At 72.3% G+C, this 21,188-nt stretch carries 18 protein-coding genes and 1 tRNA gene; 12 read left to right on the top strand and 7 right to left on the bottom strand.

Annotation, left to right across the window (positions count from 1 at the left end; translation table 11 throughout):
* Positions 1-113: 113 nt before the first annotated feature.
* The 9 genes from eno (at position 114) to DPM19_RS15365 (ending at position 8,119) form a co-directional block, all read left to right on the top strand.
* Complete coding sequence (gene eno, locus DPM19_RS15325; RefSeq protein WP_111867966.1) at positions 114-1,397, top strand: phosphopyruvate hydratase; 1,284 nt, start codon at positions 114-116, stop codon at positions 1,395-1,397.
* Positions 1,398-1,407: 10 nt separating this feature from the next.
* Positions 1,408-1,845, top strand: a complete 438-nt coding sequence (locus DPM19_RS15330; protein ID WP_233510175.1) for an FtsB family cell division protein — start codon at positions 1,408-1,410, stop codon at positions 1,843-1,845.
* A 51-nt stretch (positions 1,846-1,896) separates the two neighbouring features.
* Positions 1,897-2,415, top strand: coding sequence for a DUF501 domain-containing protein (locus DPM19_RS15335; protein ID WP_111867969.1), 519 nt, complete (start codon positions 1,897-1,899; stop codon positions 2,413-2,415).
* Positions 2,412-3,347, top strand: coding sequence for a Ppx/GppA phosphatase family protein (locus tag DPM19_RS15340; protein WP_111867972.1), 936 nt, complete (start codon positions 2,412-2,414; stop codon positions 3,345-3,347). Before DPM19_RS15335 ends, DPM19_RS15340 begins: the two co-directional genes overlap by 4 nt.
* Positions 3,344-4,168: a uracil-DNA glycosylase gene (locus tag DPM19_RS15345; protein WP_199485101.1), complete on the top strand. Its 825-nt coding sequence runs from the start codon at positions 3,344-3,346 to the stop codon at positions 4,166-4,168. Before DPM19_RS15340 ends, DPM19_RS15345 begins: the two co-directional genes overlap by 4 nt.
* Before the next feature lie 189 nt (positions 4,169-4,357).
* Positions 4,358-5,704, top strand: coding sequence for an NAD(P)/FAD-dependent oxidoreductase (locus tag DPM19_RS15350; RefSeq protein ID WP_111867978.1), 1,347 nt, complete (start codon positions 4,358-4,360; stop codon positions 5,702-5,704).
* Positions 5,705-5,777: 73 nt separating this feature from the next.
* Positions 5,778-7,034, top strand: coding sequence for a class I SAM-dependent methyltransferase (locus DPM19_RS15355; protein WP_111867981.1), 1,257 nt, complete (start codon positions 5,778-5,780; stop codon positions 7,032-7,034).
* A gap of 120 nt (positions 7,035-7,154) precedes the next feature.
* Positions 7,155-7,228: transfer RNA gene (locus DPM19_RS15360), tRNA-Leu, on the top strand.
* Between the two features lie 96 nt (positions 7,229-7,324).
* A complete protein-coding gene (locus tag DPM19_RS15365) occupies positions 7,325-8,119 on the top strand; it encodes a Bax inhibitor-1/YccA family protein (protein WP_111867984.1) in 795 nt (264 codons plus the stop codon).
* 163 nt (positions 8,120-8,282) lie between these two features.
* Here the strand turns inward: DPM19_RS15365 and DPM19_RS15370 are convergent, their stop codons facing one another.
* The 4 genes from DPM19_RS15370 to DPM19_RS15385 form a co-directional block, all read right to left on the bottom strand.
* Complete coding sequence (locus DPM19_RS15370) at positions 8,283-8,510, bottom strand: DUF4287 domain-containing protein (protein WP_111867986.1); 228 nt, start codon at positions 8,508-8,510, stop codon at positions 8,283-8,285.
* A gap of 186 nt (positions 8,511-8,696) precedes the next feature.
* Positions 8,697-9,917: an acetyl-CoA C-acetyltransferase gene (locus tag DPM19_RS15375; RefSeq protein WP_111867989.1), complete on the bottom strand. Its 1,221-nt coding sequence runs from the start codon at positions 9,915-9,917 to the stop codon at positions 8,697-8,699.
* 155 nt (positions 9,918-10,072) lie between these two features.
* A complete protein-coding gene (locus tag DPM19_RS15380) occupies positions 10,073-11,395 on the bottom strand; it encodes an outer membrane protein assembly factor BamB family protein (RefSeq protein WP_233510177.1) in 1,323 nt (440 codons plus the stop codon).
* A 101-nt stretch (positions 11,396-11,496) separates the two neighbouring features.
* Complete coding sequence (locus tag DPM19_RS15385) at positions 11,497-12,489, bottom strand: SGNH/GDSL hydrolase family protein (RefSeq protein WP_199485116.1); 993 nt, start codon at positions 12,487-12,489, stop codon at positions 11,497-11,499.
* 172 nt (positions 12,490-12,661) lie between these two features.
* On the opposite strand from DPM19_RS15385, the gene DPM19_RS15390 reads away from it, so the two are divergent.
* Positions 12,662-14,038 carry a cystathionine beta-synthase gene (locus tag DPM19_RS15390; RefSeq protein ID WP_111867998.1) on the top strand — a complete coding sequence of 459 codons (1,377 nt, stop codon included), beginning with the start codon at positions 12,662-12,664 and terminating at the stop codon, positions 14,036-14,038.
* A 50-nt stretch (positions 14,039-14,088) separates the two neighbouring features.
* On the opposite strand, the gene DPM19_RS15395 is transcribed toward DPM19_RS15390, so the two are convergent.
* The gene (locus DPM19_RS15395) at positions 14,089-16,239 is read right to left on the bottom strand and encodes an MMPL family transporter (RefSeq protein WP_111868000.1); all 2,151 of its coding nucleotides are present in this window, start codon (positions 16,237-16,239) and stop codon (positions 14,089-14,091) included.
* A 146-nt stretch (positions 16,240-16,385) separates the two neighbouring features.
* Here DPM19_RS15395 and DPM19_RS15400 point away from each other — a divergent pair, with 146 nt between their 5' ends.
* On the top strand, positions 16,386-17,537 hold the full coding sequence (locus DPM19_RS15400) for a cystathionine gamma-synthase (protein WP_111868003.1): 1,152 nt from the start codon (positions 16,386-16,388) through the stop codon (positions 17,535-17,537).
* 115 nt (positions 17,538-17,652) lie between these two features.
* Positions 17,653-18,648, top strand: coding sequence for an alpha/beta hydrolase (locus tag DPM19_RS15405; protein WP_233510180.1), 996 nt, complete (start codon positions 17,653-17,655; stop codon positions 18,646-18,648).
* Here the strand turns inward: DPM19_RS15405 and DPM19_RS15410 are convergent.
* Together DPM19_RS15410 and DPM19_RS15415 are read right to left on the bottom strand one after the other, a co-directional pair.
* Positions 18,645-19,115: a DUF2269 family protein gene (locus DPM19_RS15410; protein ID WP_111868009.1), complete on the bottom strand. Its 471-nt coding sequence runs from the start codon at positions 19,113-19,115 to the stop codon at positions 18,645-18,647. The two genes, DPM19_RS15405 and DPM19_RS15410, sit on opposite strands and share 4 nt — an antisense overlap.
* Before the next feature lie 72 nt (positions 19,116-19,187).
* On the bottom strand, positions 19,188-21,152 hold the full coding sequence (locus tag DPM19_RS15415; protein WP_111868011.1) for a vWA domain-containing protein: 1,965 nt from the start codon (positions 21,150-21,152) through the stop codon (positions 19,188-19,190).
* Positions 21,153-21,188 lie beyond the last annotated feature (36 nt).

Consider the following 21,188-nt stretch of genomic DNA (forward strand, 5'->3'; position numbering starts at 1 on the left):
ACGGTGGAATAACGGCCGGACGTCCGGAACGGCGTGCCCCGTGGGCGGCGCGCGACCGGCCCGACTAGGCTCGGAGGGCGAAGCGTCTCCGTCCTGATCACATAGGAGTTCCCGTGTCGTCGATCGACGCCGTATTCGCCCGGGAGATCCTGGACTCCCGCGGCAACCCCACCGTGGAGGTCGAGGTCCTGCTCGACGACGGCTCCGAGGGGCAGGCCGCGGTGCCCAGCGGCGCCTCGACCGGCCAGTTCGAGGCCGTGGAGCTACGGGACGGGGGAGACCGCTACAACGGCAAGGGCGTCCGCAAGGCCGTCGCCGCCGTCAACGACGAGATCGACGAGAAGATCGTCGGTTACGAGGCCGAGGACCAGCGGCTGATCGACCAGCGGCTGATCGACCTGGACGGCACCCCGGACAAGTCCAAGTTCGGCGCCAACGCCATCCTCGGCGTCTCGCTGGCCGTGGCGCACGCCGCCGCCAAGTCGGCCCGGCTGCCGCTGTTCCGCTACGTCGGCGGCCCCAACGCGCACCTGCTGCCGGTGCCGATGATGAACATCCTCAACGGCGGCGCGCACGCCGACACCAACGTCGACATCCAGGAGTTCATGATCGCGCCGATCGGCGCGCCCACCTTCTCCGACGCGGTGCGCTGGGGCGCCGAGGTCTACCACGCGCTCAAGTCCGTGCTGAAGGGCAAGGGCCTGAACACCGGCCTCGGCGACGAGGGCGGCTTCGCCCCCGAACTGCCCAGCAACCGCGACGCCCTCGACCTCATCATCGAGGCGATCAAGAAGACGGGCCTGACCCCCGGCACCGACATCGCGCTGGCGCTGGACGTGGCCGCCACCGAGTTCCACGCCGAGGGCGGCTACGCCTTCGAGGGCGGCAAGAAGTCCGCCGCCGAGATGGCCGACTACTACGCCGAACTGGTCGCCGCCTACCCGCTGGTCTCCATCGAGGACCCGCTGGACGAGGAGGACTGGGACGGCTGGACGGCCCTCACCGACGCCATCGGCGCCAAGGTGCAACTGGTCGGCGACGACCTCTTCGTCACCAACCCCGAGCGGCTGCGCCGCGGCATCGACGGCGGCACCGCCAACGCGCTGCTGGTCAAGGTCAACCAGATCGGCACCCTGACCGAGACCCTCGACGCCGTCTCGCTGGCCCACCGCAACGGCTACCGCTGCATGATGAGCCACCGCTCCGGCGAGACCGAGGACACCACCATCGCCGACCTGGCGGTCGCCACGAACTGCGGCCAGATCAAGACCGGCGCCCCCGCCCGCAGCGACCGCGTCGCCAAGTACAACCAGCTGCTGCGGATCGAGGAGCTGCTCGGCGACGCGGCCCGCTACGCCGGCGCCGCCGCCTTCCCGCGCTTCCGCGCCGACGGCTGACCCCGCTCCCGTGGCGCGCGAAGACGACGCCGAACCCCCCCGCCCGGCCGCGAAACGGCCGGCGGGGGGTGCGCCGCGCGGGCATCTCACCAGCCGGGCCACCATTTTGGCGATCGTGATGTGCGCGATCGCGCTGAGCCTGGCCTACCCTGTCCGCGAGTACATCGCCCAGCGGCGGCAGATCGCCGAGCTGAGGCATGACGAGCGGGTGCTTCAGGCCCGGGTGGCGGAACTCACCCGGCGCAAGGAGCGGCTGGGCGACCCCTCCTACGTCAAGCGGGAGGCCCGCCGCCGGCTGCACTACTGCATGCCGGGTGAGAAGTGCTACATCGTGCTCGACGGCGCCGGTGAGGACGATGGGGACGCTCCCGCGGACGGTCCCGCCCGCAGGCCCCCGTGGTACGAGGCGCTGTGGGGATCGGTCAGGGCCGCGGACCGGCCCGGCTGACCCGGGCACCATGAAAGATCGACTGGAACGCGGCAGCCGGGAGAGCCGAAAATGATGGACGAGGCCGACATCGCGGCGGTGCATGCGCAGCTCGGCCGGCCGCCCCGCGGTGTGCGGGCGGTGGCGCACCGCTGCCCCTGCGGCCGGCCCGACGTGATCGAGACGGCACCCCGGCTGCCCGACGGAACCCCCTTCCCGACCCTGTACTACCTGACCTGCCCCAAGGCCGCGTCGGCGATCGGGACGCTGGAGGCCGGCGGGGTGATGCGCCACATGCAGGAGCGGCTGGCCACCGACCCGAAGCTGGCCGCCGAGTACCGCGCCGCCCACGACGACTACCTGCGCCGCCGCGACGAAGCGGCGCGCGCCGAGGGGCTGGAACCGCTGCCCGCCGGCACCCAGAGCGCGGGCGGTATGCCCGAGCGGGTCAAGTGCCTGCACGCGCTGGTGGCCCACGAGCTCGCGGTGCCCGGCGCCAACCCGTTCGGCGGGGAGGCCCTGGCCGAACTGCCGCAGTGGTGGCGTGGCGGCCCCTGCGTGTCCCCAGAGCCCCCCGAGGAGACCACATGAGCACCCCCGTCCCGAACCGGGTCGCCGCCGTCGACTGCGGGACGAATTCGGTCCGCCTGCTGATCGCCGACGCCGTCGACGGGAAGCTGACCGACGTAGAACGCCGGATGGAGATCGTCCGGCTGGGCCAGGGCGTCGACGAGACCGGCCGGCTGGCGCCCGAGGCGCTGGAACGGACCTTCACCGCCATGCGCGGCTACGCCAAGCTGATCGCCGCGCACCGGGCGGCCCCGGTCCGGGTGGTCGCCACTAGCGCGACCCGTGACGCGGCCAACCGGGCCGACTTCGTGGCCGGGGTGGTCGAGATCTTCGGTGTCGAGCCCGAGGTGATCACCGGGGCCGAGGAGGCCGGGCTCTCGTTCATCGGCGCCACCCGGGAACTGGTGGAACTGCGCCCGCCCCGCCCGTACCTGGTGGTGGACATCGGCGGCGGTTCCACCGAGTTCGTGCTCGGCACGTCCGAGGTGGAGGCGGCGCTGTCGGTGGACATCGGCTGCGTCCGGATGACCGAGCGGCACCTGCGCTCCGACCCGCCCACCCCCGACCAGATCGCCGCCGCCTCGGCCGACATCGACGCGGCGCTGGCCACCGTCCGCGAGCGGGTGCCGGTGGACGAGGCGCGCACCCTGGTCGGGCTGGCCGGCTCGGTCACCACGGTTGCGGGGATGGCGCTCGACCTGCCCGCCTACGACTCCGAGCGGATCCACCTCACCCGGGTGATGGCCGCCCAGGTGCACGAGGTGACCCGGGGGCTGCTGCGCTCCACCCACGAGCAGCGCGCCGCGGTCGGGGTGATGCATCCGGGCCGGGTGGACGTGATCGGCGCGGGGGCGCTGATCCTCGACCGCGTCATGCGCGAGTACGGCTTCAGCGCCGTGCTGGTCAGCGAGCACGACATCCTCGACGGCATCGCCTGGTCGCTGGTCGGGTGAACGCACCCCCCAACGCGCCCTTCGTCCCTCCAGGGACGGGCTGGCCGGGCGACCCGGCCGGGCCCGACACCCCGGTGGCGCACGCTCCGGACGAGGTGGTGGAGCTGGCCGCGACGGCTCCCGGCCTGGCCGGGCTGTGCGCCCGGCAGTCGGTCTGCCGGGCCTGCTCCCGGCTGGTGGAGTGGCGGGAGCAGGTGGCGGTGGAGCGCCGCCGGGCGTTCGCCGACCAGGAGTACTGGGGCCGCCCGATCGCGGGCTGGGGCGCCGCCGACCCCGGCGTTCTGATCGTCGGCCTGGCTCCGGCCGCGCACGGCGGCAACCGCACCGGCCGGGTCTTCACCGGCGACCGCAGCGGCGACTGGCTGTTCGCCGCGCTGCACCGGGCCGGGCTGGCGGCGTTGCCGACGAGCGAGCACGCCGGCGACGGGCAGCGGCTGTTCGGTGCGCGGCTGGTCGCCGTGGTGCGCTGCGCGCCTCCCGACAACAAGCCGACCCCGGCCGAGCGCGCGGCCTGCCTGCCCTGGCTGGCTCGCGAGGTGGCCGAGGTGGCGGCCACGGTGCGCGTGGTGGTGGTTCTCGGCGGCTACGCCTGGCAGGGGATCTGGCCCGCGCTCAAGCAGGCGGGGTACGAACTGCCGCGGCCCCGGCCGCCGTTCGGCCACGGCGTGGAGGTCCTGCTCGCCCCGCCGCCGGGGACCGCCCCGGAACCGGTGCTGCTGCTGGGCTGCTACCACCCCAGCCAGCAGAACACGTTCACCGGCCGGGTGACCGCCGACATGCTGGAGGCGGTCTTCGTCCGGGCGCGCGAGTACGCGCGGTGACGGCGGGGCAGGGCCTTGGCCCAGCGATGTCGCCGCTGGGCGCCCCCGTCCGGCCCTGACCCGCCGGTCCGTCCCCCGCTGATGTGATGCGCGGGTGACCGGCGAGGTTCGGAGAAATCTCGAATTTCCTCCGAACCGGGGTGAGCGCCGACACGTGACGGGTTCCGGGCGGCGGGTAAGGGAAGCGGCATGCCTGAGACCACGCACGTTCTGATCGTCGGCGGCGGTTACGTCGGCATGTACTCCGCGCTCCGGTTGCAGCGGCGGCTGCGCCGGGAACTCGCCCGCGGCGAGGTCCGCGTGACCGTCGTCGACCCCCAGTCCTACATGACCTACCAGCCGTTCCTGCCGGAGGCCGCGGCCGGCAACGTGGAGCCGCGGCACGTGGTGGTCCCGCTGCGCCGGGTGCTCCGCCGCTGCACGATCCTGAACGGGCGGGTGATCGCGATCGACCACGCCGCCCGGCGGGCCACCGTCCGGGTGGAGGGCGCCGGCCGGTCACCGGACGGCGACCGGGAACTGTCCTACGACCGTCTGGTGGTGGGTGCGGGTTCGATCTCGCGGCTGCTGCCCGTCCCCGGGCTGGCCGAGTGCGGCATCGGCTTCAAAACCGCCGCCGAGGCCGTCTACCTGCGCAACCACGTGCTGGGCCAGATGGACGTCGCCGAGTCCACCCACGACGAGCGGGCCCGGCGGCGGGCGCTGAACTTCGTGTTCGTGGGCGGCGGCTTCGCCGGGGTGGAGGCGCTGGCCGAACTGGCCGACATGAGCCGGGACGCCTGTAAGTGGTACCGGACCATCGAGCCGTCGGACCTGCGCTGGCACCTGATCGAGGCCACCGGCCGCATCCTGCCCGAGGTGGGCGAGGAGATGGGCCGCTGGACCATCGAGGAACTGCGCCGCGACGGCGTCGACGTGCGGCTGGACACGCTGGTGAAGTCGGCGGAGGACCAGCACATCGTGCTGAGCGACGGCACGGAGTTCGACGCCGGCACGCTGGTGTGGACCGCGGGGGTCAAGCCGAACCCGGTGGTCCGCGACACCGACCTGCCCGTGGACGAGAAGGGCCGGCTGAAGGCGACCGCCGACCTGACCGTCGAGGGAGTGCCGGACGCCTACACCGCGGGCGACGTCGCCGCGGTGCCCGATCTCACCAGGCCGGGGGAGTACTGCGCCCCCAACGCCCAGCACGCGGTTCGCCAGGCCCGGCGGCTGGCCGATAATCTCGTCGCCGACCTGCGTGGACGCCCGCGCAAACCGTACGAGCACCGTTATGTCGGCTCGGTCGCGGGGCTTGGCTTGCACAAAGGTGTTGCAAACGTTTACGGGCTGAAGATACGTGGGCTTCCCGCCTGGTTTATGCACCGTACCTACCATTTGTCGCGGGTCCCCACGGTGAATCGGAAGGCCCGGATCACCGCGGACTGGACACTGGGGCTCTTCTTCCCTCGTGAGATCATTTCGCTGGGCGAAGAACACGAGCCGCGACAGGAGTTCGAGCTGGCCGCGGGCCGGCAGGACGACGGAAAGTCCTGACGGGCCCTGCAGCGGCCCTGCAGTGACTCTGCAGTGGCCCTGCAGTGACAAGGGCCGGGAGGGAGCACGCCGAATGCACGAAGGAACAGCCTCCCGGTTGGAACCGCTGCTCCGCCGCATCCTGCTCGGTTCGCCCGAACAGGACGCCGAGCTGCCGATCCGGGTCCGGGCCTGGGACGGCAGCGAGGTGGGCCCGGAGGGGGCGCCGGTCTTCGCGCTGCGACACCGGCGGGCGCTGCGCCGGCTGCTCTGGAAGCCGGGCGAGCTGGGGCTGGCCCGCGCGTACGTCGCCGGTGAGCTCGACATCGAGGGCGACATCTTCGCCGCGCTCGGCGCCGTCCAGCGGGTGATGCGCGGCGGCGACGAGCCGATCCGGCTGGGCAGCGACGAGAAGCGCGAGATCGTCCGGACGGCGGTGATGCTCGGTGCCGTGGGGCCCGAGCCCAGGCCGCCGGACGAGGAACTGCCGCCCGGCCGCCGGGCGGACGAGGCGGTGCTGCCGGCCGAGCCGAACGAGTTCTTCCGCCTGCTGCTGGGGCCCGCGCTGGTGTACGTCTGCGCCCGCTGGGAGGGCGCCGCGGACCTGGCGGAGGCGCAGCGGACCGCGCTCGACTCGGTCGTCTCCCGGCTGGGCCTGTTCCCCGGCGCCCGGGTGCTCGACCTCAGCGCGGGCTGGGGCGGCCTGGCGATGTACGCCGCGCGGCTGCACCGGGTCCGGGTGGTCGGGCTGGTGCGCTCGCCGGAGCAGGCCGACCACCTGCGCGCCGAGGCGGCCCGGGCCGGGCTGACCGACCGGGTCGAGGCCCGGCAGGGCGGCCTGCGGGCGGCGGGCGGTGGCCCCTACGACGCGGTGGTGGGGCTGAGCGGCGCCGAGCACTTCGGCCCGGACCTGCCCCGGATCCGGGAGCTGCTCGCGCCGGGTGGCCGGCTGGTGCTGCAGCAGATCGCCCGGCGGCCGGGCCCGCACCCGATCCGGCGCACGTTCACCACCAGCTACATGTTCCCCGAGGCCGGCGCGCTCTGGACGCTCGGCGACCTGGTGGGCGCGATCGAGACGGCCGGCCTGGAGGTGCGCACCGTCGGCGCGCTGCGCGAGGACTACGCCCGGACGCTGCGGGCCTGGGCCGCCAACCTGCAGCGGCACTGGGACGAGTGCGGCGCGCTCGCCACCCCGGGGCGGGCCCGGGCGTGGCTGCTGTACCTGGCGGCGTCGGCGCTGGCCTGCGAGAGCGGGCGAATCGGCATGCATGAAATCTGTGCGATTCGTCGCGATCGTGACGGAAGAGCCGGAGAAGCACTGGTAGCGGGGCGCGAGGTACTGAGCCGTTGATTCGGACAGTAAATAACCGAAAATTCATGTCTTTGTGTAGCGTTCCATGATCGGCATAACCAGAATTTGTTTCGATATTAAACAGGTGCTCCAATGCGCCGATCCCGGTATGATTACGCCGCCCCCGTAGCCCAACTGGCAGAGGCGGGCCCCCTAAAAGGGCCATTGTGTCGGTTCGAATCCGACCGGGGGTACTGGTCGGACCGATACTCATCTGTCATCGGGGCGGAACTCATCGGCCTGGTTGTCCGTTTAGACTGATCCCTAGACCGGTTCAGTTGGAGGCAGTGATGGAGAGCAGAAACCCGGCCTTCCGAAGCCGCGGCTTCGGCCAGCAGCCCGGGCAGGGGTCCCCCAGCCCGGCGGAGCTGCAGAACATGTACGACCAGCCGGCGTACGCGCCTCCCGCCGAGCGCCGGATGACGCTGGACGACGTGGTCGTCCGCGGGTTCCTGACCCTGGGCACGCTGGTGGTCACGGCCGCGCTCTCCTGGGCGCTGGTACCGGCCTCGGCTGCCTTCCCGGTCATCGTGGTGGCCTTCCTGTTGCAACTGGGCATCGGGCTGTTCATCTCGTTCCGGATGAGCATGAACCCGGCGCTGATCCTCAGCTTTGCCGGGATCTACGGGGTCGCGGTGGGCGTGCTCAGCCACGTCTACAACGACCTCTACAACGGGGTCGTGTTCCAGGCGGTGATCGGCACCGCACTGGCCTTCGCGGCGATGCTCACCGTGCACGCGCTGCGGATCGTCCGCGTCACACCGAAGTTCACCCGGTTCGTGATCGGCGCCGGGTTCGCCCTGCTCGGCCTGATGCTGATCAACATCGTGGTCCAGCTCTTCGGCGCCGCGGACGGCATCGGCATCCGCGACCCCGGAAACCCGCTGGCCTACGTCTTCAGCGTGGTCGCGATCCTGGTGGGCTGCTTCTTCCTGCTGCTCGACTTCGACCAGATCGAGGAGGGCGTGCGCTCCGGGGCGCCGGACAAGTTCGCCTGGTACTGCGCGTTCGGCCTGGTGCTCAGCCTGGTCTGGATCTACCTGGAGATGCTGCGGCTGCTGTCGTACTTCTCCAGCTCGGACTGACGAGTCCGGTCACGCGACGAATCACCCCCGCCGGGCGAGGCCCGGCGGGGGTGATTCGTTGTGCGGGATCACGCACCGGAGGTCGCACGGGGCTGCGACTGCGGGGTTGACCCAGGGCGGTCCCGCGAAGCGCGGATCCGGAGTTCGCCTCCCGGAAGGCAGGTCAGTAGTGGCGGGCGCGGCGGGTGCGCTCGTGCTCGCGCACCAGGGCCGACGCGTAGCCATGGGAGATGCCGTGCTCGTCGGCCAGCCAGTGGGAACGTTCCTCGCAGCGCAGGAAGGCGGGGCCGTTCTCGATTGCTCTGAACCACTCGGGGAGGTCACGTCCGGTGACTGTCGGGATGCGCGCGATCAGTTTGCTGTGGGTCTCCGGCGAGTGGGTCAGTGACATCGGCACCTCCAGGGCCGTGCGGGGCTCTTCCTGCGACTCTGCAACAGCAAAACCGATGTGACAAGACCCCAACGCCGACCTGTCCGGCACGTAACGTAGATCCTTTGTGGACAGGGCGAAAAACGGCCCGCGCGTGGGACGCGCGGGCCGCCGGAGCCGGATGAGCCGGCCTGTGTCGGAGCAGGATCAGCTCAGCCGCTCGATCACCATCGCCATGCCCTGGCCGCCGCCCACGCACATGGTCTCCAGACCGAACTGCTTGTCGTGGAACTGGAGGCTGTTGATCAGGGTGGTGGCGATGCGCGCCCCGGTCATGCCGAACGGGTGGCCGACCGCGATGGCGCCGCCGTTGACGTTGAGCTTGTCGATGTCGATGCCCAGGTCCTCGGCCGCGGGCAGCACCTGCGCGGCGAACGCCTCGTTGATCTCGGCCAGGTCGATGTCGGCGATGCTCATCCCGGCCTTGGCCAGCGCCTTGCGGGACGCCTCGACCGGGCCCAGGCCCATGATCTCCGGCGACAGCCCGGACACGCCGGTGGAGACGATCCGGGCGAGCGGGGTGATGCCCAGCTCGGCGGCCTTGGTGTCACTCATGATCACCAGGGCGGCGGCGCCGTCGTTCAGCGGGCAGCAGTTGCCCGCGGTCACCGTGCCATCGGGCCGGAACGACGGCTTGAGGCCGGCCACCTTCTCCAGGGTGGTGCCGGGCCGGGGGCCGTCGTCCTTGGCGTGCATGGTGCCGTCGGGCAGCCGCACCGGGGTGATGTCGCGCTCCCAGAAGCCGTTGGCCAGCGCCTTCTCGGCGAGGTTCTGCGAGCGGACCCCGAACTCGTCCTGCGCCTGCCGGGTGATGCCGCGCAGCCCGGCCACGTTCTCGGCGGTCTGGCCCATCGCGATGTAGACGTCGGGCAGCGTGCCGTCCTCGCGGGGGTTGCGCCAGACGCCGGCGCCGCCCTCACCGCCCTTGGCGCTGCGCGTCTCGGCCTCGGCGAACAGCGGGTTCTGCGTGTTGGGCATGCCGTCGCTGCTGCCGAACGCGAAGCGGCTGACCATCTCCACACCGGCCGAAATGATCACATCGGCCTCACCGGCCTTGATCGCATGCATGGCCATCCGGGTGGTCTGCAGCGACGACGAGCAGTACCGGGTGACCGTCGCGCCCGGCACGTGGTCCCAGCCCAGCAGGACGGAGACGACCCGGGCCATGTTGTAGCCCTGCTCGCCGCCGGGCAGGCCGCAGCCGAGCAACAGGTCGTCGATGTCCTTGGAGTCGAGCTGCGGAACCTTGGCCATTGCGGCCGTGACCATTTGGGCGGTGATGTCGTCGGAGCGCAGGTCCTTCAGCGACCCCTTGAACGCGCGTCCGATCGGTGAACGAGCGGTCGCGACGATGACTGCCTCGGGCATTTCAGCTCTCCCTCATGCTTGGCACCGGGGTTACTCGCCGGTTACTCCGCAACTTAACCGCTGCCCCCGGGGGCGTACATGCCGGGGGTGCCCATTTATCGGACGGACCGAGATAGGCGATCGCTTTTTGTGTCAGCGCACAGGAAGAGGGCCGTTCAGTTGCCGTGCGTCCCAGGGAGGTCGCCCGTTCCGTCCGTCACGGTGTGCAGTGCCCCGCCCTCGTCCCGCCACACGCGCCGGCCGCCGGCCGCGCCGGTGAACCAGGCGGGCGGCGGGCCCGGGGCGGTCACGCGGCGCCCGGTGCCCAGGTCGTACGCGCACAGCGGGATGGGCGGGAAGAACCCGCGCTGCCCCCGGATCGGCAGTTCCGCGGCCTCGACCGTGCAGAAGGACCACACCCGCAGGCCCCGGGCGGGGACCGGGGTGGCGCCGGCCGCACCGTAGGCGGTACCCGGCGCCTCCCGGACGAGGAAGCCCAGCCTGGACGGGTCGTCCGGCAGGGCCAGCCACCAGGCGCCGGACGGCGCCCGGTCGGCCGGGACACGGCCGAGGACCCGCCCGGTCCGGGGATCGAGCCGGACGAAGCCGCCGTACCCGCCGTCCGCCGCGACCTCCCGGCCGATCGGCGCGACCGAGACGGCGGCGCCGGGGTGGGCGCGCAGCAGCCGGGGGCGGGCCCACAGCGGCCTGCCGTCGAGGACGCGCACCGCGAAGAACCCGAAGGGCGGCGCGGGCCTGCCCGGGCGCTCCCAGACCGGGGCGACATGGCCGACCAGGACCGGGGACCCGCCGCCCTGCCCGGGCAGCGCGCCGAACGTCCAGCCGTCGGACGCCCGGACACCCCGGCCGACCGCCCGCTCCACCGGGAAGGACCACAGCCGCCGCCCGGTGGCGAGGTCGCGGCCCTCCAGCACGGGGCGCCCGCCCGGCCGGAAGAGCACGGCGCGGCGGCCCTCGGCCCATGGCATCTCCGCCACGCCCCGGGCCCACCACACCGCCCGCCCGGTGGCCGGGTCGAGGACGACGAACCGGGCGTCGGGCCGCGCCGTGGACTCGGCCGCGCAGACGTACCCGCCGCACCGGGTGGGACCGTGGGTGGAGCCGACCGGCCGGGCCCAGCGCTGCGTGCCGTCGCGGGCGTCGCGGGCGACCAGGGCGGCCGGCCACCGGGCGGACCGCCGCGGCTCCACCGCGACCACGACCGCCCGGCCGGCCGGGCCGGCCACCGCGGGCGGCTGGACGCCCATCGCGGCCGGGCGGCCGGCCAGGGCGGCGGGCCTGGCCCACAGCCGCCGGCCGGTGGCCGGGTCGAAGACGGCCGTCTCCAGCGTGCCGTCCGCGCGCAGCCCCGTCACCGCGGTGACACCGCCGCCGACCGCCGGGCGGCTCACCGCGTTCACCTCGGTGTCGGTCCAGCTGCCGGTGCCCGCCACGGCGACGCCCCGCCGGGACCAGGTGCAGCCGCCCGCCGGCAGCACGCAGCTCGCCAGAAGTATTGATAGGGATGCGGAGAGTAGTCGATCGTGGGCGCAGGAGGGCATGGGAGGCCTTCCGGAGGGAGGTTCTCGCGGGCGGGGTTCTAGATCGCGTCGGGCGCGACCTCGGGGACCTCGCGGCGCCGCAGCAGCATGGCCCACCGGCCGCGGGGGCCGCGCTCGCGGCCCGCGACCCGGGTGCCGGCCACCTCGGTGCCGGGCTCCTCGGCGGCCTCCGCCGCCGCGAGGTAGACGGGCAGGACACCTTCGCCGCGCCGGGGCTCGGGCACTTCCTCGTGGTCGGGCTCCAGGCTCAGCGCGGCAGCCATCGACGGTAGCATCGCGGCCGCCGCCGCGGCGTAGCCTCGCGCTGACGGATGGTAACGATCGGCGCTGAACATCTCCAGTGGCGCGGCGGCGAACTCCCGGCCCAGCAGGTCGCCCAGCGAGACCGTCCGGCCGCCCTGCTCGACCACCGCGATGGTCTGGGCGGCGGCGAGTTGGCGGCTGGCCCGCTGCGCGATCCAGCGCAGCGGCTGCATCAGCGGCTCGACCGAGCCCAGGTCGGGGCAGGTGCCGACGATCACCTCGCAGCCGACGGCGCTCAGCCCCGCGACGATTCCGGCCAGGTGCCGGACCGACTGGGCCGCGGGGATCCGGGCGGTCACGTCGTTCGCGCCGATCATGATCACCGCGATGTCCGGTTCCACGGCCAGCGCGTCCGGCAACTGCTCGGCCAGCGCCTCGGTGCGCGAACCCGACACGGCCACGTTCGTCAGCCGGACCGGACGGCCCGCGATGGCCGAGAGGCCCGCGGCGAGCAGCGCCCCCGGGGTCTCGTCGGGTTCGAACACGCCCAGTCCGGCGGCGGTGGAGTCGCCCAGCATGACGAAGGAGAGGGGCTGGCCGGGCAGCCCGGCGCCGAACAGGCCGTCGGCGACCGGCGGGTCCCCGGACGGGGTGGCCTGGATGATCCTGCGGGCCAACCTGGCCTCCAGCACGATGAGCCCGAAGGTCAGCCCGCCCAGCGCGGTGATCCCGCCACCGCCGTAGGCGGCCGCCGTCGCGATGCGTCGGGCGGTCAAGGCTCGGATGATCTCGGCTCTGTTCGCGGCCAAACCGGTTCTTACCTCCATCGACGCGACGCTTCTGCTGGCCAGTATCGGCTACCTTCAGGAACTGGAATGTATCCGAGTGCATGTGTGGTACAGCCGCGTTACGTGGGTGTGAAACGCGGATGCAACATGGCGGACCGACAAGGATGTCACCGTGCAAGTACACGATTCGCTCGTCGAATTGATGGGGAACACCCCGCTCGTCCGGCTGCGGAAGGTCACCGCGGGAGCGCGGGCCCAGGTGCTGGCCAAGGTCGAGTACTTCAACCCCGGCGGGTCGGTGAAGGACCGCATCGCGGTCCGCATGATCGACGCCGCCGAAGCCTCGGGGGCGCTCCGGCCAGGCGGAACGATCGTCGAGCCGACCTCCGGCAACACCGGGGTGGGGCTGGCCATCGTGGCCCAGGAGCGGGGCTACCGCTGCGTGTTCGTCTGCCCGGACAAGGTCGCCCGGGACAAGATCGACGTGCTGCGCGCGTACGGCGCCGAGGTGGTGGTCTGCCCGACCGCGGTCGCCCCCGACCACCCCGACTCCTACTACTCGGTCTCCGACCGGCTCGCCGCGGAGATCCCCGACGCCTGGAAGCCCGACCAGTACGCCAACCCGGAGAACCCCCGCTCGCACTACGAGAGCACCGGCCCGGAGATCTGGGCGCAGACCGAGGGTCAGGTCACGCACTTCGTCGCGGGCATCGGCACGGGCGGGACGATCAGCGGCGCGGGCCGCTACCTCAAGGAGGTCTCCGGCGGCCGGGTCCAGGTGATCGGCGCGGACCCGGAGGGCTCGGTCTACTCCGGCGGCACCGGACGGCCCTACCTGGTCGAGGGCGTCGGCGAGGACATCTGGCCGGACACCTATGACCGGGACATCTGCGACCGGGTCCTGGCGGTGAGCGACCGCGACTCGTTCGTGATGACCCGGCGGCTGGCCCGGGAGGAGGCCCTGCTGGTCGGCGGCTCGTGCGGGATGGCAGTGGTCGCCGCGCTGCGGGTCGCCGCCGAGGCCGGTCCGGACGCGGTGGTCGTCGTGCTGCTGCCGGACGGCGGCCGCGGGTACCTCTCGAAGATCTTCAACGACGAGTGGATGACGGATTACGGCTTTTTGCGTGGTTCCTCCGGTGAGGCGGTGGTCGGCGACGTGCTCGCGCGCAAGGCCCCCGCGCTGCCCGAGTTCGTCCACGTCCACCCGCACGAGAGCGTCGAGACGGCGATCTCGATCATGCGGGAGTACGGCGTCTCGCAGCTTCCGGTGATGAAGGAGGAGCCGCCGGTGATGGCGGCCGAGGTGGTCGGCTCGATCGTCGAGCGGGACCTGCTGGCGGGCCTGGTCCAGCAGCGCGTCGCTCTGCACGACCCGCTGGCCGGGCAGATGTCCGCCCCGCTGCCGATGGTCGGCTCGGGCGAGCCGGTGAGCAAGGTGGTGGAGGTGCTGGAGAAGGCCGGCGCCGCCGTCGTCCTGATCGACGGCAAGCCCGCGGGCCTGATCACCCGCCAGGACCTGCTCGCCTTCCTGGCCGCCGGCGGCACCTGAAACGCGAAGGCCCCTCCCGCGAGGTGCGGGAGGGGCCGTGATCGCGTCGCTCAGTGGGTGGCGTGTTCCAGTTTCCGGTCGGGGTCGGCGGGCGGGGCGGCGGGCTTGTCGGCGTGCCCCGGCCACCAGGCCTTGTGGCCCAGCAGGGCGGTGATGGCGGGCACCAGGAAGATCGCCATCACGAAGGCCGAGAGCGCGATGCCCAGCGCGACGGAGAAGCCCATTTGCTGCAGCATCGAGACCTTGGCCAGCAGCATCACCGAGAAGGTGCCGGCCAGGATCAGCCCGGCCGCGGCGACGGTCGGGCCGCCGTGCTCCACCGCCAGTGCGGCGGCCTTGCGGGGCTCGTGCCCTTCCCGGGCCTCCTCGCGCAGCCGTGCGGTCATCAGGATGTTGTAGTCGGTGCCGATGGCCAGCACGAACAGGTACAACATGATCGGCAGGTGGAAGATCTCCCCGGGCTGGCCCAGCAGGCCCTGGAAGACGTACACCGCGGAACCCAGGGTCGCGGCGAAGCCCAGGAGCACCGCCGGCACCAGGTACAGCGGGGCGACCACGGACCGCAGCAACAGCAGCAGGATCAGCGCGATCAGCACCCCGGCGACCGGCAGGATGACCGACAGGTCGCGGTTCACCACCTTGTTGATGTCACCGTAGATCGCGGTCTCGCCGCCCACCAGCAGCTTGGTGCCGGCCGGCGTGATCTTGTGCGTCGCGGGCCGCAGTTCGTCCTTGACCAGGTTGATCGCGTCGTTGTCCACCGGGTTGCCGGCCAGCAGCAGGTCGACGCGGGCCACCGTGCCGTCCTTGCTGAGTTCCGGTTGTGGCGCGACCCCGCCGACGCCCGGCAGGGACCTGGCGGCCTGCTGGAAGGGGGCGAGCCGCTCCTTGGTCAGCGGCTGCCCGTCGGTGGACTGGAGCATCACCTGGACCGGCGTGGTCTGCCCGGCCGGGAAGCCCTTCTCCATGTCCTTGATGGCCTGGGCCGACTCGGTGTCCTGCGGGAAGCTGGACTGGAAGTCGTAGTCGGCCTTGAAGTTGACCGCGCCGACGGCCAGGATCACCAGCAGGACGCCGGAGACGAGGGCGACCAGGGCCGGCTTGCCGCCGACCAGCCGGCCCAGCCGGGCCGAGGTCGTCGCCGTCGGCTGGTCCTTCCACTTCTTGGAGGGCCAGAAGATCGCGCGGCCCAGCAGGGAGATGACGGCCGGGAAGAGGGTCAGGGACGTGATGCCCATGACCACCACGGAGATGGCCAGTGACGGGCCCCAGGCGGCGAAGATCCCGAACGAGGCCAGCATCAGCACCAGGAAGGTCACCGCGATCGCGGCCGCCGCCGAGGTGATGACCTCGCCGACCCGCTCCACCGCGACCATCATGGCCGTCTTCGCGTCGTCGCCGGCGCGCAGCCGCTCCCGGTACCGGAACAGCAGGAACAGGTAGTAGTCGGCGCCGACGCCGAACAGCACGATGGTGATGATGATCGCCATGCTGTCGTCGCCGGAGAAGTCCAGCAGCTTGGACGCCGCGCCGATCAGTTTCATCGAGACCATCTCGGTCGCGAAGATCAGGATGATCGGCAGCACCGCGGCCAGCGGTGCCCGGAAGATCAGCAGGATCAACCCGATGATCAGAACGAACGTGGCGATCGAGATGATCGCGAAGGACTGGGTGAAGGAGTCCTCGTTGTCGACGAAGGAGGCCACCTGGCCGCCGACCTTGGCCTCCAGCCCGCCGCCCAGATCCTTGGGCAACTGCTCGCGGATGTCCTTGATGGCCTGGCTCTGTTTCTGCTGGCCCTCGGCGCCGCTCACCATCTCCATCGGGACGGTGATCAGCTGGACGGCCTGGTTGGGCGCCACCGCCTGCGGGCCGGTCAGGAAGCCCTGGACGGTCGGGTACTTCCGCGCCGTGAGGCTCTGGGCGGCCTGCGTGATCTTGGTGGTGTCGGCCGGAGTGATCTTGCCGCCGTCGGTCCGCTGCACCACGATGAGCGAGGAGAGGCCCGACTGATCGGGGAAGGCCTTCTGTGCCAGCTCCGCGGCCTGCACGGACTCATATGAAGTGGGGAGGAAGTCGCCCTGGTCGGACTTGGTCTCAAGGTCAGGTGACAACGCGATGATGGCGATCGCCGCGACCAACCAGGCCACGATCGTCCACCAGGGGTGTCTTACGACGACCCGCGCCAGCCGTGCGAACACAATGCCTACTTTCGACAATGGGGGATTTACCAGCAGAACGGTATGCGCCTTCTGTCCCGATGTAGTCGGCCCAGGCGGGGAAATCGGTCCTGATACCTCCGGGGGAGGGCATCCTCCTCCGGGAGGGCACGGTTAGCCTCGTCTGCATGGATACGGAAGCGCAACCCGGTTTCTCCACACTCGCGATCCACGCTGGTCAGGAGCCGGACCCGGCGACGGGGGCGGTCGTCCCGCCCATCTACCAGGTCTCCACCTTCAAGCAGGACGGGGTGGGCGGGCTGCGCGGCGGCTACGAGTACAGCCGCTCGGCCAACCCCACCCGGACCGCGCTGGAGGAGTGCCTGGCCGCCCTGGAGGGGGGTGCGCGGGGGCTGGCCTTTGCGTCCGGCCTGGCCGCCGAGGACACCCTGTTGCGCGCCGTCTGCCGGCCCGGCGACCACGTGATCGTCCCGAACGACGCCTACGGCGGGACCTACCGGCTGTTCGCCAAGGTGCTGCAACCGTGGGGGCTGGCCTTCGACCCGGTGCCGCTGGCGGACATCGCGGCGGTACGGGCCGCCGTACGGCCGGACACCCGGGCCATCTGGGTCGAGACGCCGACCAACCCGCTGCTCGGCATCGCCGACCTCGCCGCGCTGGCCGCGGTGGCGCGGGACGCCGGCGCGCTGCTGATCGTCGACAACACCTTCGCCTCGCCCTACCTGCAGCGCCCGCTGGCGCTCGGCGCGGACGTGGTGGTGCACTCCACCACCAAGTACCTGGGCGGGCACTCCGACGTGGTGGGCGGCGCGCTGGTCGCCGCGGACCCCGAGCTGGGCGAGCGGCTGGCCTTCCACCAGAACTCCATGGGCGCGGTGGCCGGGCCGTTCGACAGCTGGCTGACCCTGCGCGGCATCAGGACCCTGGGCGTCCGGATGGACCGGCACTCGGCCAACGCCGCCGCGGTCGTGGACCTGCTGGAACGCCACCCCCGGGTGGTCCGGGTGCTCTACCCCGGCCTGCCCGACCACCCCGGGCACGAGGTGGCGGCCAAGCAGATGAGCGGTTTCGGGGGGATGGTGTCGTTCCGGATGGGGTCGGAGGAGGAGGCCGTCCGGGTCTGCGAGCGCACCTCGGTGTTCACCCTCGGGGAGTCGCTGGGCGGCGTCGAGTCGCTGATCGAGCACCCCGGGCGGATGACCCACGCCTCGGCGGCGGGCTCCCCGCTGGAGGTGCCCGGTGACCTCGTCCGGCTGTCGGTCGGCATCGAGGACGCCGTGGATCTGGTCCGTGACCTGGAACAAGCCCTTTCGTTGTGACATATGTCGCAACGTGGTTCGACCTGGGAGGACGGGGAAGTAGTGGGGGTTTTGATCTCAGTTCATGATCCAGGCTCTATCATTGCGCCAAAATAGTCCCAGGGAAGGGGCACGGTTGCGCAAGGTACTGGTGTTCGGGACGGCACTCGCCGCGACCTGCATCGCGTCCCTGCTGACGCCGCCGGGGTCCGCCGCCGCCCCCCTGGAGCCCACCCCCACCCCGGGCGGAACCGTGTCGGCAGTGCCCTCCCCGCCGCCCCCCGAGGTGCCCGCGCCGCCACCCGACGTCGCCTCGGGCGAGGCCGTGCAGGTCACCCCGCCGCCGCCGCACCGGCGGACCTTCGCCTACGGCACGCACCCCCGCCAGCAACTGGACGTCTACTGGCGCACCTCCCCCACCGAGGGCGCGCGCCCGGCGGTCCTGCTGCTGCACGGCGGCGCCTGGCGGCAGGGCAGCAAGAACGGCTGGTCCTACATCGCCGGCCGGCTGACCCAGCTCGGGTACGTGGCCATCGCGCCCAACTACCGGCTCAGCCAGCAGGCGGTGTGGCCCGCCCAGCGCGACGACGTGCAGAGCGCCCTGCTGTACGTCAAGCAGAACGCGGCCCGCTGGGGAGTCGACCCCGACCGCATCGTCGCCGTCGGCTCCTCGGCCGGCGGCCACCTCGCCACCATGCTCGGCACCTTCGGCACAGGCGGCGAGCAGGTGCGCGGCGTGGTGGCCATGTCGCCGGTGAACTCGCCGTACCTCAGCGTCGTCGACGGGAACGCCGCGGGCGAGGGCGGGTCCCGGTGGGCGGTCCGCAACGCGGCCATCGAGCTCGTCGGCTGCACCCCGGCCGACTCCGACCTGGTCTGCCTGAGCCGGTTCGAGGACGCCTCCTCGACCACCTACGCCAGCGCGGGCGACGCCCCCATGTTGCTGATGCACAGCACGGACGAGTTCGTGCCCGTCACGCACAGCACCGGCCTGGCGGACGCGCTCAACCGGGTCGGGGTGAAGACGACGGTGCGCACCTACCCGGGCAAGGCCCACGGCGTCGGCATCGTCTCCGACGAGGCCGTGTTCCTGTCCGTCGTCCGGTGGATCGACTCGGTCGCCAAGTCCTAGCGTCCCCCGTAGCCGACCATCAGCACGAGGATCACCACCCAGAGCAGCGCGACCACGCCCGACAGGACCGCGATCCGGCCCCGCTCGACCGGCGCCACATCGGCCGTCCCGACGCTTTCGGCGGGTCTGGCGGCGTCCGCCTCGGCGGCGGCCTCCACCAGCTGGATCGCCCGGCGCTGGTCGCGATCCACGAGCAGCAGCAGGACGAGCGCCACCACGTACAGCGCGATCGAGGCGGCCAGCCAGCCCCGGGTCACGTTCCCTCCGGCGAGGATCAGTCCGAACAGCAGAATCCCCAGGGTGCACACGGCGTAGAGGTCGGTCGCCCGGTTCAGGTAGCGCAGCACCCGGGCGTCGCGCCGCCGGATGTAGCGCGGCGTCGCGCTGGTGGCCGCGGTGAGCGGCCCCAGCGTGAAGATCGCGAAGCCGATGTGCAGGATCAGCAGTAAGCGGTCGAGGAGCGACATGGGGCCAACCCTAGCCACGGGCCGTCCCGGAGCCGGTCTTCCGCCGGTCATGTTCCGGCCGGTTCGCCCAGGTCAGCCCGCCCGCCGCCGGCCCCGGCGCACCCGCAGGTAGTCGCTGACCACGTACTCCCCGAGCCGGTCGGCGGCCGGTGCGAACACCCGGCCGCCGTTCCGCCGGGCCACCTCCTCGACGAACGACACCAGCCGCCGGTCCTCGGCGAGCATGAAGACGTTGAGCGTGGCGCCCCGCCGGGTCATCTTGTCGACCTCGGCCATGGTCAGCACCAGCGTCTCGGGGGACGGGGGGTAGTCGAACAGCGAGCGGCCGTCCGGCCGCAGGTGCGCGGTGGGCTCGCCGTCGGTGACCACCAGCACGATCGGGTCGAACCCGGGGTGCCGGTCCAGGTGCCGGCCGGCGATCAGCAGCGCGTGGTGCAGGTTGGTGCCCTGCACCATGTCCCAGTCGAGGCCGGCCATCTCGGTCGGCTGGAGCTGGCGCGCGTAGTTGGAGAAGCCGATCACCTGGATGGCGTCCTGCGGGAACTTGGTGGTGACCAGGGAGTGCAGCGCCAGCGCCGTCTGCTTGGCCGCCCCCCACGTGTTGCGCAGCACCATCGAGTACGACAGGTCCACCAGCAGGCACACCGCGGCCGAGGTGCGCCGCTCGGTCTCCAGCACCTCGAAGTCGTCGACGGTCAGCTTCGGCCGGCCGGCCCCGGACCGGCGCACCGCGTTGCCCAGGGTGCGCACCACGTCGATCGGCTGCTCGTCGCCGAACCGCCACTCGCGGCTCGCCCCCGTCAGCTCGCCCGCCTGGCCGGCGTCGCGCTGGTCGTGGTCGCCGCGCCCGCCCTCGGTGAGCTGCGCGAAGACCCGGCGCAGCGCGGTCTCGCCCAGCCGCCGGACCGCCTTGGGGGTCAGCTCCAGCGCGCCGCCGCGCCGGTTCAGGTAGCCCTGCCGCTCCAGCTCGGCCTCCAGCCGGCGCAGCTCGGCGAGGTCGTCGACCGCCTGCCGGCCCAGCGCCCGCCGGACCGCCTCCTCGTCGATGTCGTCCAGCCGGGCGCCCGGGTAGTCCTGCCCCAGCGCCGACTCCAGGTCCGCGAGGTCGGCCAGCTCCTCCAGCGCGGTGGTCGCGTCGCCCATGCCCAGCGGCGTGTCGCCCGACATCCGCTCCGGCTCGCCCCAGCCCAGGTCGGGCCGGCGGGCGCGCAGCGAGTCGTTCAGCCGGGACATCTCCATGGCCAGCCCGGCGTCCTCCATCGCCTGCGCCATCAGCCCGGCCAGCTCGGCGCGCTGCTCGGGGGTGAGGGAGGCCAGCAGCCGGTCCATCGCCGCGGCCCGGCGGGCCAGGGAGTCGACCAGCTCTTCGAGGTTCTGCGGGTCGTCGGGGAAGAACTCGCCGTGCTCCCGCATGAACCGGTCGAAGTCCTCCTGGGTGTGCTCGCCCCGGGCGTCCTTCTCCAGCATGTCGTTGAGCGCGGACATCATGTCCTTGAACCGCTGCATCGTCTGCGGGTCGGGGCTCTCCAGGGCCTGCTTCATGCCGCGGAACTGGGCGTCCAGCACGTCGCGCCGCAGCAGGTCCTTGAGCTGCTCGAAGGTCTCGCGGGCCTGCGGCGAGCGCCACTGGTAGTCGGCCAGCCGCCGGATCGCCTGGGAGGTGTCGGACGGCAGCGTGTCGAGCTCGGCCTCGCGCAGCCGGGCGTCGTCGCTCGGGTCGGGGAACAGCGTCGCCCGCTCCTGGCCGATCGCCTTGTCCAGCAGCGCCCGCGCCTGCTCCAGGGTGCCGTCCAGCCGGCCCCGGTCGCGCAGCTCGCGGCGGCGCTCCCGGACCTGGCGGAGCAGGTCGTCCAGCCCGCGCCGGTCCCGCGCCCCGGGCAGGCCGCGGCGCAGCAGGTCACGCAGCGCCTGCCGGGCGCTGGTGCCCTCCAGTACCGAGTCGCCCAGGGCGTCCAGCGCGTCCCGCACGTCGTAGGGCGGGGCCAGCGGGTCGGGGCCGTCGCGGTAGGACCCGTACCGGTACGTGCCCCGGCTCATGCCCGGGCCCCGATGGCTGCGGTCTCCATGGGCTGC

It is taken from the genome of Actinomadura craniellae (genome assembly GCF_003289645.1).
Classification (GTDB): Bacteria; Actinomycetota; Actinomycetes; order Streptosporangiales; family Streptosporangiaceae; genus Actinomadura_D; species Actinomadura_D craniellae.